The 11,828-nt window shown below is 63.4% G+C and carries 11 protein-coding genes; 7 read left to right on the top strand and 4 right to left on the bottom strand.

The features are described from left to right. Position 1: 1 nt before the first annotated feature. The 4 genes from araH to NKI99_RS17975 are packed head-to-tail and all read left to right on the top strand — an operon-like array spanning position 2 to position 4,387. Positions 2 to 952, top strand: a complete 951-nt coding sequence (gene araH, locus NKI99_RS17990; RefSeq protein WP_023811524.1) for an L-arabinose ABC transporter permease AraH — start codon at positions 2 to 4, stop codon at positions 950 to 952. A 15-nt stretch (positions 953 to 967) separates the two neighbouring features. Beyond that, entirely contained in the window at positions 968 to 1,747 is a 780-nt protein-coding gene (locus tag NKI99_RS17985) for an SDR family oxidoreductase (RefSeq protein ID WP_128302811.1), read from the top strand. A gap of 14 nt (positions 1,748 to 1,761) precedes the next feature. Then, a complete protein-coding gene (araD, locus tag NKI99_RS17980) occupies positions 1,762 to 3,474 on the top strand; it encodes an L-arabinonate dehydratase (protein WP_128302812.1) in 1,713 nt (570 codons plus the stop codon). A gap of 7 nt (positions 3,475 to 3,481) precedes the next feature. Further along, the gene (locus NKI99_RS17975; protein ID WP_128302813.1) at positions 3,482 to 4,387 is read left to right on the top strand and encodes a dihydrodipicolinate synthase family protein; all 906 of its coding nucleotides are present in this window, start codon (positions 3,482 to 3,484) and stop codon (positions 4,385 to 4,387) included. 14 nt (positions 4,388 to 4,401) lie between these two features. Here the strand turns inward: NKI99_RS17975 and NKI99_RS17970 are convergent, their stop codons facing one another. The 4 genes from NKI99_RS17970 to NKI99_RS17955 form a co-directional block, all read right to left on the bottom strand. Next, the gene (locus NKI99_RS17970) at positions 4,402 to 5,148 is read right to left on the bottom strand and encodes an SDR family NAD(P)-dependent oxidoreductase (protein WP_128302814.1); all 747 of its coding nucleotides are present in this window, start codon (positions 5,146 to 5,148) and stop codon (positions 4,402 to 4,404) included. Between the two features lie 68 nt (positions 5,149 to 5,216). Next, positions 5,217 to 6,728: a UxaA family hydrolase gene (locus NKI99_RS17965; protein WP_352439790.1), complete on the bottom strand. Its 1,512-nt coding sequence runs from the start codon at positions 6,726 to 6,728 to the stop codon at positions 5,217 to 5,219. Between the two features lie 236 nt (positions 6,729 to 6,964). Beyond that, positions 6,965 to 7,294, bottom strand: coding sequence for an L-rhamnose mutarotase (locus NKI99_RS17960; protein WP_352461279.1), 330 nt, complete (start codon positions 7,292 to 7,294; stop codon positions 6,965 to 6,967). Positions 7,295 to 7,313: 19 nt separating this feature from the next. Next, positions 7,314 to 7,988, bottom strand: coding sequence for a GntR family transcriptional regulator (locus NKI99_RS17955; RefSeq protein ID WP_128287601.1), 675 nt, complete (start codon positions 7,986 to 7,988; stop codon positions 7,314 to 7,316). Positions 7,989 to 8,325: 337 nt separating this feature from the next. On the opposite strand from NKI99_RS17955, the gene NKI99_RS17950 reads away from it, so the two are divergent. The 3 genes from NKI99_RS17950 to NKI99_RS17940 are packed head-to-tail and all read left to right on the top strand — an operon-like array spanning position 8,326 to position 11,818. Then, positions 8,326 to 9,828 (top strand): sugar ABC transporter ATP-binding protein, encoded by a 1,503-nt coding sequence (locus tag NKI99_RS17950; protein ID WP_352439788.1) that lies wholly within the window; start codon positions 8,326 to 8,328, stop codon positions 9,826 to 9,828. After that, positions 9,825 to 10,823: an ABC transporter permease gene (locus NKI99_RS17945; RefSeq protein ID WP_352439787.1), complete on the top strand. Its 999-nt coding sequence runs from the start codon at positions 9,825 to 9,827 to the stop codon at positions 10,821 to 10,823. Before NKI99_RS17950 ends, NKI99_RS17945 begins: the two co-directional genes overlap by 4 nt. Continuing rightward, positions 10,823 to 11,818: an ABC transporter permease gene (locus tag NKI99_RS17940; RefSeq protein ID WP_127322263.1), complete on the top strand. Its 996-nt coding sequence runs from the start codon at positions 10,823 to 10,825 to the stop codon at positions 11,816 to 11,818. Before NKI99_RS17945 ends, NKI99_RS17940 begins: the two co-directional genes overlap by 1 nt. The last annotated feature ends 10 nt before the right edge of the window (positions 11,819 to 11,828 follow it).

Below are 11,828 nucleotides of genomic sequence, written 5' to 3'. Positions count from 1 at the left end.
CATGACCGACCAGTTGAAAAAAATCCTGCTCGGCGAACAGGGCCTCGTCGTCATCTTCGTCGTCGCCTTCGCGCTGGTGTCGGCTCTGGTGCCGAACTTCCTTACGGACCGCAACATGCTCGGCCTGCTGCAGTCGGTGGTCACCGTCGGCATCGTCGCCTGCACCATGATGTTCTGCCTCGCCGCGCGCGACTTCGACCTGTCGGTCGGTTCGATCGTCGCCTTTGCCGGCATGGTCGCTGTGATGGCGTCGAATTACACCGGCTCGATCCTGCTTGGCCTGCTGGCGGCAATCGCCTGCGGCGCTTTCGTCGGCTTCATCAACGGCGTCGTCATCGCCAAATTCCGCATCAACGCGCTGATCACGACGCTGGCCACCATGCAGATCGTGCGCGGCTTTGCGCTGATCGCGTCCGACGGCCGTGCCGTCGGCATCAACAGCTCGGATTTCTATCAGCTGGCGCTCTCGAAACTGCTCGGCATACCGACGCCGGTCTGGGTGCTCGCTATCCTGTTTTGCATCTTCGGCTTCGTCCTCAACCGCACCGTCTTCGGCAAGAACACGCTGGCCATCGGCGGCAATCCGGAGGCCTCGCGTCTTGCCGGCGTCAATGTCGACCGGACGCGCATCTGGATTTTTGCGCTGCAGGGCGTCGTCTGCGGCATCGCCGGCATCCTGCTGGCGTCGCGCATCACCTCCGGCCAGCCCAACGCGGCGGTCGGGCTCGAACTCTCGGTCATCTCGGCCTGCGTGCTCGGCGGTGTTTCGCTTGCCGGCGGCCGCGCCACCATGTCGGGCGTCATCGTCGGCGTGCTGATCATGGGCATCGCCGAAAACGCCATGAACCTGCTCAACATCCCGGCCTTCTACCAGTACATCGTACGTGGCGTGATCCTGCTGCTGGCCGTGCTGCTCGACAATCTGCGCTCGTCGGCACTGGGCCGGCGCTAAGCTGGAGGGACAAAAATGGCTGAGCGCCTTTCCGGCAAACGCATCTTCCTGACCGGCGCCGCGCAAGGCATCGGGCTGGCCATCGCCGAGGCCTGCCTTGCCGAAGGTGCAAGACTGTTCCTCGTCGACCGCGACGGCGCACTGCTGGACAAGGCCGTCGCCGGCCTTGCCGCGCCGCACGGCCATGTCGGGCATGCGGCAGCCGACATCAGCGACGGAGCCGCGATTGCCACTGCCGTCGGCCAAGCGACCGACGAAATCGGCCACATCAACGCGCTGATCAACAATGCCGGGGTCAATGTGTTCTCGACGCCGCTCAAGGCGACCGAGGAAGAGTGGAACCGCAATTTCGACGTCAACGTCAAGGGCGCCTGGAATTGCAGCAAGGCTGTGCTGCCGGGCATGATTACAAGCGGCGGCGGCGCCATCCTCAACATCGCCTCGACGCACAGCTTCACCATCATTCCGCACACCTTCCCCTATCCCGTCGCCAAGCACGCGCTGCTCGGCCTGACCAAATCGCTGGCGCTCGAATATGCGGCGCAAGGCGTGCGCGTGAACGCGCTGGCGCCGGGCTATGTCGAGACGCAGAAGGCGATCGACTACTGGAACAGCTTTGCCGATCCGGCCGCAGCACGCGCCAACACCATGGCGCTGCATCCCGGCGGCCGCATCGCCACGGCGCGCGAGATCGCGCGGGCTGCGGTGTTCATGATCTCCGACGAATGCCCGTTCATGAACGCGGCGACGCTCGTCGTCGATGGCGGGCTGAGCCAGCTGCAGCATCCCGCCTGAACGCCGGAAAGACCATGACCAAGAGACGATCGCAGCATTGGTTCGGCGGGCTGGGCAAGGATGCCTTCATCCACCGCAGCTGGATGAAGAACAACGGCCTGCCCGACGATGCCTTCGACGGCCGTCCGGTGATCGGCATCTGCAACACATTCTCCGAATTCACGCCTTGCCACGTGCATTTCCGTGCTCTGATCGAGCACATCAAGGCCGGCGTGCTGGAAGCCGGCGGCCTGCCGCTCGAATTCCCGGTCTTCTCTTGCGGCGAGTCCAATCTGCGGCCGACGGCGATGCTGTTTCGCAACCTCGCCTCGATGGATGTCGAGGAGGCGATCCGCGGCAACCCGATGGACGGCGTCGTGCTGATGGCCGGCTGTGACAAGACCACACCGTCGCTGGTCATGGGCGCGGCCTCCTGCGACCTGCCGTCGATCGCCATCTCCGGCGGGCCGATGCTTAATGGCCGCTTCCAGGGCCACGAAATCGGTTCCGGCACCGATGTGTGGAAATTTTCGGAAGACGTTCGCGCCGGTGTGATGAGCGAGCAGGATTTCGCCAATGCCGAGAGCGCCATGTCGCGCTCGCCCGGTCACTGCATGACCATGGGCACGGCCTCGACCATGGCTTCCATGGTCGAGTCGCTCGGCCTGGCGCTGCCCGGTAACGCTGCCTATCCGGCGGTCGACGCGCGCCGCAGCCGCATCGCCCGCATGACGGGGCGGCGCATCGTCGTGATGGTCAATGAGGATCTGCGCCCGTCGGCTATCCTCACGAGAAAAGCTTTCGCCAACGCCATCCGCGTCAATGGCGCGATCGGCGGCTCCACCAATGCGGTCGTGCATCTCCTGGCCATCGCCGGCCGCGTCGGCACCGAGCTGACCCTGGATGATTGGGATCGATATGGCCGCGACGTGCCGACCATCCTCGACCTGATGCCGTCAGGCCGTTTCCTGATGGAGGATTTCTGCTACGCCGGCGGTATTCCGGCCGTCATGAAAGAGATCGCCGACATGCTCGATCTCGATGCGCTGACCGTCACCGGCAAGAGCGTGCGCGAGAACATCACTGACGCCCAAAACTACAATCCGGAGGTGATCCGCCCGCGCGACAAGGCGCTGACATCGCACGGCGGCATCGCGGTGCTGCGCGGCAATCTGGCGCCCGACGGCGCCATCATCAAACCGTCAGCCGCGTCGCCAGCTCTCATGAAGCATCGCGGCCGCGCCGTCGTCTTCGAGGACATTGACGACTACAAGGCGCGCATCGACGATCCCTTGCTGGACATCGACGAGGGCTCGATCATGGTGCTGAAGAATTGCGGCCCCAAGGGCTATCCGGGAATGGCCGAGGTCGGCAACATGGCGCTGCCTCAGAAGCTGTTGAAGCAAGGCGTCCGCGACATGATCCGTATCTCCGATGCCCGCATGTCGGGCACCGCCTTCGGCACCGTCGTGCTGCATGCCGCACCCGAAGCCGCTGTCGGCGGCCCGCTGGCGCTGGTGAGGAGCGGCGACATGATCGAGCTCGATGTCGAAGCAAGGAAGCTGCATCTCGACGTGTCAGAACAGGAACTCGCAAAGCGGCGGACATCCTGGGCTCCGCCGCAGCCGGCTATGCGCGGCGGCTATCAGGGTCTTTACGTCGACCATGTGCTGCAGGCGGATCGCGGCGCCGACCTCGATTTTCTCGTCGGATGCCGTGGCCACGCCATTCAACGCGAAAGCCATTGAGGTCCGCGTGACAAAATTCAAACCTTATGATTTCCACGGCATTCACGCCATTCTCTACGCGCTCTTTGATGAGAACGAAAAACTCGACCGCGCGGCGATGCGCAGGCAGGTCGAGATCTGCCTGGCGAGCGGCGTGCACGGCATGGCGGCGCTCGGCTTGGCGACGGAAGTCGCCAAGCTGTCCGAGGCCGAGCGCCGGACGATCATGGACTGGACGGCGGAAGACACCGACGGAAAAGTGCCACTCGCTTTCACCATCTTCGGCGCTTCGGTGGCCGAGCAGGTCGCACAGGTTCGCCATGCTGAAAGCGTGGGAGCGGATTGGGTGATCCTGCAGCCGCCGCCGGTTGGGTCCTATGGTGCGCCGGAATACATCAAGTTCTTCGGCCGCGTTGCCGAGGCGACCGATCTGCCGGTGGCGATCCAGAACGCGCCGGCGTTTTTCGGGCGCGGCCTTTCATCAGACGAAATCCGCGACCTCGTCACGCTGTATCCCAACGTTAGGCTGATCAAGGGCGAGGGTCCGGTTACCGACATCGCCGGGCTGATCGAGCGCACCGATGGCCGGATACCGGTTTTCAACGGGCGTGGCGGCCTGGAACTGATCGACAATTTCCGCATCGGTTGCCGCGGCATGATCCTGGCGCCGGATTGCGCCGACTATGCCGTGCGCGCCTATCATGCGTTCCGCGCCGGAGGCGAAGCCACGGCCGAGGCTGAATATGCAAGAATGTTGCCGGCAGCGGTCTTCGTCATGCAAGGCATCGAAAACTTGATCTGCTATGGCAAGCGGCTGTTCGGCGCCCGCGCAGGCATCCCGATACACGCCCGGGCTCCGGCGATGCGGCCCAGCGAGCCTGGCCTCGCGATGGTGGAGCGCTTTGCGATTGGTCTCGGTCGGTTGCCTGGCTGAACGTCAACTGCCTTTCAATAGGTCGTCCGCCCACCCGACAGGTCGAACGTGGAGGCGGTTGTAAAACTGTTCTCCTTGGAGACGAGCCAGGCGACCATGGCAGCGGCCTCATCGACCTCCAACAGGCGGCCGCGCGGAATGCGCGAGCGCATATATTCGATATGCTCCGGCGTCAGTTGTTCAAGGATGCGCGTCTGTGCCGTGGCCGGCGAGATGCAGTTCACGGCGATGTCGTACTGCGCCAGTTCTTTGCCGAGCGACTTGGTCAAGCCGATGACCGCCGCCTTCGAGGCTGAATAGGCGGAGGCGTTGGGGTTGCCCTCCTTGCCGGCGACCGAAGCGATGTTGACGATCCGCCCGTAATTGCGCTCCTTCATCCCGGGAACCACGGCGCGATTGACGTAGAACGTACCGTTGACGTTGACGTCGATGACCTTTTTCCACGTCTCGATGTCGTAGACGTCGAGCGGGACGGCCGGGCCGGCGATTCCGGCGGAATTGACCAGAATGGAAATGTTGCCGGCCAGCTCTTCGGTCCTGGCGCGCGCCGCGTCCACCGACACCCAATCGGCGACGTCCACGATCTCTGTCGTGGCGGCGTTGCCGAGTTCCTTCTTGGCGGTTTCGAGGCGAGCCTCATCGAGATCCCACAAGGTTACCGTCGCGCCGGAGGCGACGAAGCGTCTGGCCATCGCAAAGCCGAGGCCTTGGGCGCCGCCGGTGACCACAGCGTGCTGGCCGTCAAGATCAATCCTGTTCATGTCGAGCGGTTCTTTCCGTTTGAGCTACTTCCGGGATAAAGGCCGGCCTGTGCAGGCGGGCGATATCGCTACATCGTCGCGCCGAGGCTCCATGGCACGAACTCGTTGTCGCCATAGCCGAGCGCTTCCGACCTGGTGCGCCCGCCGGAAGCGACGCGCAGGATCTCGGCGAAGATCTCCTCGCCCTTCTCGGCCAGCGAGACGCCGTCCAGTATGTCTCCGCAATTGATGTCCATGTCCTCGCGCATCTGCTCGAAGATGAAGCTGTTGGAGGCGAGCTTGATCGAGGGCGTCGGCTTGCAGCCGAAGGCCGAACCGCGGCCGGTGGTGAAGCACAATATGTTGGCTCCGCCGGCGACCTGCCCGGTGGCCGAGACCGGATCGTAGCCAGGCGTATCCATGAAGACGAGGCCGCGCTCGTTGATCGGCTCGGCATATTCCAGCACCGCGCGCAGATTGGTGGTGCCGCCCTTGGCGGAGGCGCCGAGCGATTTCTCCAGGATGGTCGTCAGCCCACCCAGCTTGTTGCCGGGCGAAGGGTTGTTGTTCATCTCCATGTCGTGCCTGGCGGTATAATCCTCCCACCAGCGGATGCGCTCGATCAGCTTTTCACCCACCGCGCGGCTCTCGGCGCGCAAGGCGAGAAGATGTTCGGCGCCATAGATCTCGGGCGTCTCCGAGAGCACGGCCGTGCCGCCTTGCCCGACAAGCAGGTCCACCGCAGCACCCAGTGCCGGATTGGCGCTGATGCCGGAATAGCCGTCCGATCCGCCGCATTGCAGCGCAAGCACCAGTTCGGAGGCCGGCTGCGGAGTCCTTTCGGCGGCGTTCACCGTAGGCAGCATGTCGACGATCGCCTTGACGCCGGCCTCGACTGTCTTTCGCGTGCCGCCGGTTTCCTGGATGGTCATCGTGCGGAAAATCGTGCTCTCCTCGATGTTGTACGACTGCATCCAGCGTGGGATCTGGAACGCTTCGCAGCCGAGTCCGACCATCAGCACGCCGCCGACATTGGGGTTGGTGGCAAAGCCCCATTGCGTCCGTTTCAACAGGTCGTAAGCGGGGCCCTTGGTGTCGATGCCGCAGCCAGTGCCGTGGACGAGTGCGATGATGCCGTCGACATTGGGATAGTCGCGCAGGATGCCAGACCGGTTGACCTCGTCGACGATGAACCGGGCGACGCTGGCAGAGCAGTTCACCGAGGTCAGGACGGCAATGAAGTTGCGCGTGCCCACCTTGCCGCTCGGCCGGCGGTAACCCATGAAAGTAGCGCGCTCGGCCTCGGCAACGACCTCGGTTTGCCTGGTATTGGTGCCGAAGACGTAGTCGCGTTCGAAATTGCGCAGATACACATTGTGCTCGTGAACCCAGTCGCCGGCGACGATGGATCCCCGCGCAAAACCAATGGTCTGGCCGTATTTCACGATCGGCTCGTCCGAGCCGATGTCGCGGAAGGCCATTTTGTGCCCGCGCGGTATGCGTGCCCTGGCCGCCACGTCCCCGGCTTTTTCGCCGATCTTCAACGGATCGACCGCCAGAAGAATGTTGTCGATATCCGACAGCTTGATGAACCGTGCCATGAACCCAAACTCTGAAGAAGGCCTCCCCGACAAGGAGCGTCGAGAGACAAAAGTGATTTAGAATACTAATATAACAGAATGTCAGCGGTCAAGGTGCGGTTGCGAAAGGCTTGGACTGCAGGGCGTTGCGGCGGATCGGTTAGGTGAGTGGCTTGCAATGAGTGCGCCTTGCGGCGGAGTTTGAGGGCGGCAAACGGCTGGATGAAACAACGGACCGCCGCACGCCCGGGACACGGTCAATCGAGATGGAAGACCTCTTGCATGGCCGCCCACCATTCGCCGTCGGCGCGCGTCGGTAGCGGCGTCTGCATGGGGTCGCACAGTTCCCACCATTTGCGCATGGCCGGCGACTCGCTCATCCGCGCCGCATCCCTGGCGAAGTCGCTGCCGTGATACTCCCAGCAGGCGAACAGAAGGTTCTCCGGTTCGCGCAGGAAGATCGAATAGTTGCGGATGTCGGCGCGACTGATGACGTCGAGCACTTCCGGCCAGACGGCGGCGTGGACGCGCTTGTAGTCCGCGATCGCCTCGGCTTTCACGCCGATACAAAGCCCCATTCTTTGCATGCCGGTTGCTCGCGAGGCTTCAGTCGAGAAGGTCGGCGGCGACTTCGAGCGTGTTGCGGAACGACGTCTCGAGATGATGTTCCATGGCCCTTGCCGCCCCCTCGGCGTCGTGGCGCTTCAGCGCGTCGAAAATGGCCTCGTGCTGCTCGATCGTCTGTTCGCCATAACCCGGTCTTGGGATGGCGAGATAGCGTCCGCGGTCCATCTGTGCCTTCGAGATGTCGACGGCTCTCCAGATCATCGGCAGGCCGCAGATCTCGGCTATGGTGCGGTGGAAGACATCGTCGAGTTGTATCGCGGTGGCATATCTGCCGCGCGATATGGCAAGCCGGTGCGCCGCCATGTTGTCTTCCAGCAATTCGCTGGCTGCCGCTGTGAACTTGGCGGCCGCGCGTCGGGCGCTTTCCATCTCCAGGGCCCGCCGGATGACATAGGCTTCTTCCAGGTCAGCCCGGCTGATCGGAGCGACATAGGTGCCGGTCTGTGCCAGGATTTTGACCAGGCCCTCGTCGCTGATGCGCTTGACCGCTTCGCGAACGGGGGTGCGAGACACCCCCAGGGCCTCCGCGATGGCGACTTCGTTGATCACCTCTCCCGGCTTCAGCTGCCCGACGACGATCAGGTTGCGGATCTTGTGGTAGATCTGATCGCGGAGCGGAAGAGCCCGATTGAGCGTCGAAGGATCCAGGTCCATTGTAAATCCGTGTCTTCGTTCACCAGAAATGGCTAGATAATACTAGAATGTCAATTGGAACGCATCCAATGGAAGCGTCGGGTGTCGGTGACACGATGTCCATAACGACCGCCGGAATCCAGCTTGCCAGAACTGTTATATTAGTGCAATAGTCATCATCCGCGGTGAGAAATTCAATCCGCAACCGAGAGCCTGGACTGAGCCGCGTGTTCAAAAGCCCGGATGTTCAAGCCAGTTCGAAGAGGGGTCGAGCTGCGTTGAAGAAACTATTATACTAACATATCGATGGCCGATACAGAGGATGATCGGCCAGCCGCCAGGAGGAACCTAGCCAGATATGACTGTCGCCGACGATTGCGCCTTGGACATGCGAGGCATCAGCAAGACGTTCCCGGGCGTGAAGGCTCTGTCCAACGTCAATTTCGCCGTAAAATTCGGTACCGTTCATGCGGTCGTGGGTGAGAACGGCGCCGGCAAATCGACGCTCATGAAGGTCCTCAACGGATCCTACGCGCCCACCAGCGGCACAATCAGGGTCGGCGGCGCCGAGGTGCGCATGCGCCAGCCCGCCGACGCCCAGGCGCTCGGCATTCGCATGGTGCACCAGGAGATCAATCTGGTCCCCGACCTGACCGTCGCCGAGAACGTCTATCTCGGCCGCATGCCCGGCAAATGGTCCTTTCTGCGCAAGGGCGAGATGATCCGGGCGGCCGCTGCCGTCCTCGACGAACTTGGAGCGGCCATCAACCCGCGTGAACGGCTCGGCAACCTTTCTATCAGCCAGCAGCAGCTCGTCGAGATCGCCAAGGCCTACGCGGCGCAGCCCAGGATCATCGTCCTGGACGAACCGACATCCAGCCTCAGCGAGCATGAGACGGCGGCGTTGTTCCGGATCCTGCGCAAGATGCGCGATGACGGCATCGCCATCATCTACATCAGCCACCGACTGAAGGAGGTGCTCGAAATCGCCGACGAGGTGACTGTGCTGCGCGACGGCTCAATGATCGAGACGCGTCCGATCGAAGGCATAAATGCCGCTCACATGATCAGGCTGATGGTCGGTCGCGAAGTCAGCAATGTCTTCCCGAAAAGCCCGGCCGAGATCGGCAAGTCGGTGCTGCGCGTCGAACGCATCAGCGACGGCACGCGCTTCCGCAATGTCAGCTTCGATGTACGCGCCGGCGAGATACTGGGCTTGACGGGGCTGGTGGGCGCTGGCCGCACCGAGGTCGCCCGCGCAATCTTCGGCCTGTCGCGGCTTGTCGAGGGCTCGGTCAGCGTCAACGGACGCGAGGTCTCGATCAACTCGCCATCCCAGGCGGTCAGGGCAGGCATTGCCTATGTTCCGGAAGATCGCAAGGGCGACGGCGTCGTGCCTGGAATGTCGATCCGGGAAAACATCAGCCTGCCCATACTGCGCCGCCTGAGCCGTTTCGGGCGCATCAGCCGCAGCGCCGATCACTCGCTTGCCGCGGACTCGGTCAAGCAGTTTTCGATTTCACCGCCCGACGGCGAACGGCGCATCAGCCTTCTGTCGGGCGGTAACCAGCAGAAGGCGGTCATCGCCAAATGGCTTGCCGCCAAACCTTCGGCCTTGATCCTCGACGAGCCGACGCGGGGCGTCGACGTCGGCGCCAAGGCCGAGATCCACCACATCATCGGCCAACTCGTCGCCGGCGGCATGGCGGTCGTGATGATCTCGTCGGAGCTGCCCGAAATCCTCGGCGTCTGCGACCGCGTGGTGGTGATGCGCGATGGCTATGCCTCCGAGCCTCTCCTGCGCAGCGAATTGAGCGAGGAGCGCATCATGGCGCTAGCCACGGGGGAGGAGACGGCGTGACCGAAGCTGCCATGGAGATCGGCGGCGTGAACCGCAACGACCGCTTTACGCGTGGCAGCAGGCTTGTCGATGTCCTGTCGAAGGCGGGGCTGGCCTTCGCTATCCTCGCCGTGATGCTCTACGGCTCCTTCGTCAGCCCCGCCTTCTTCACATCAGGCAATTTGCTCAACGTCCTGACCTCGATGTCCATCGTCGGCATCGTCGTAGTCGGCATGACCTTCGTGCTCGTGGTCGGCGGCCTGGCCGACCTGTCGGTGCCGGCCACCATCGCCTGCGGCGCCATCCTGTCGCTCGGGCTGCAGCCGATGATCGGGCCGCTGCCGGCCTTCGTGCTGGCGGTTGGTCTCGCGGGCCTCATAGGCCTGCTCAACGGGGTCCTGGTCGGATATGTCGGCATCAATCCAATCATTGCCACGCTCGGCATTGGCACGATCGGACTGGGCATCGTCCAGGCGGCTGTCGGCGGGGTCATCGTCTATGGCAGCAATCCCGCCTCCGCCGAACTCGCCAAGGGCCGGCTGTTCGGCATTCCCGTCGTGGTGCTGATCTTCCTGGTCATTGCTCTTGTCGGCCATTTCGTCCTGTCCCGCTCCTTCTGGGGCAGATGGACGCTTGCCACCGGCGGCAATTACAGCGCCGCCGAGGCAAGTGCGGTTCCGGTGCAGGCCGTGAAGGCTGGCGCCTTCGTGATCACAGCACTCGCTTCCGGCATCAGCGGCGGCCTGCTCGGGCTGACGCTGCAGAGCGCGCGGCCGCTCATCGGCGGCGGCTACGAATTCAGTGCCATCACGGCGGTGGTGGTCGGCGGCGTGTCGATCGTCGGCGGCTTCGGATCGGTGCCACGGGCCATTGCCGGCCTCATCTTCGTGCAACTGCTGACCAACGTCATGGTGCTCGACGGTGTGCGCACGCCGATCCAGGGTTTCGTGCTCGGCATCCTGATCGTCGGCGCCGTCGGCATGGATGCGGCGCTGCGCAAGCGGGGCGTGTCGTGATGCGTTTTCTTTCGCTTGTCTCGCAGTATCGCGTCATCGTCATTCTCGGTCTGACGCTCGTCATTTCCGCGCTGGTGGTCCCCGGCTACCTCTCGGCATCGACCCTCGGCCTCGGCCTCGACCGGGCGGCGACGATCGGCCTGATCGCGATCGGCCTGACGGTGCTTTTGATATCGGGCCAGATCGACCTCTCCGGTGGCGCGGTGTTTGCCCTGGCCGGCATCGTATCGGTCATCCTGCAGCGAGAGATCGGCATCCTCCCTGCCGCGATCGTCGGCATCCTGGTCGGTACCCTGGCAGGCGCCGTCAACGGCATGCTGGTCGTCGGCCTGAAGGTGAATTCGCTCGTGCTGACGCTCGCGACGATGCTCATCTTCCGCTCGCTCGCGCACTGGATCACCAACAGCCAGCCGGTGACCGGAACCGACATCATGCTTTCCCTGGCGCTGGCCAAGATCTATCTCGATGTCTTCACCCTCCGCAGCGCGCTGTTCATCGCCCTGATCGTGCTGCTGCATTTCTGGCTGACGCGCACCATACCTGGGCGTAACGTCTTTGCGGTGGGATCCAACCCGGCGGCTGCCAAGGAAAGCGGTATCGCCTCGGACCGTATCGTCTTTCTCGGCTTTGTCTTTGCCGGCACGCTTGCCGGCCTGGCGGGGGTTCTCCAGAGCCTCGTCACCAACACCGGCTCACCCGTCTTCGGCTCGGAACTGACGGTCGCCGTCATTGCCGCGGTCGTTGTCGGCGGAACTCGTCTCGAAGGCGGCAGGGGATCCGCGCTCGGCACGCTCGGCGGCGTGCTGACAATCGGCTCGCTGACCATCGCGATGGAGTTCCAGTCCGTTCCCGCATACGTCCAGCAGGTCGTGTCCGGGCTTATCCTGATCCTGCTCGTCGTGCTCGATCGGGCCGTTACCACCAAGGGGAGGGCTCCGGGCACGCGCCCGGCGCTCGTTCGCGACAATCCAATCACTCAAGGAGGAACCACATGATTGGGAGGAA

The sequence above is a fragment of the Mesorhizobium sp. M0239 genome, from assembly GCF_040321815.1.
Classification (GTDB): domain Bacteria; phylum Pseudomonadota; class Alphaproteobacteria; order Rhizobiales; family Rhizobiaceae; genus Mesorhizobium.
This window is presented reverse-complemented; position numbering and strand designations above follow the sequence as displayed.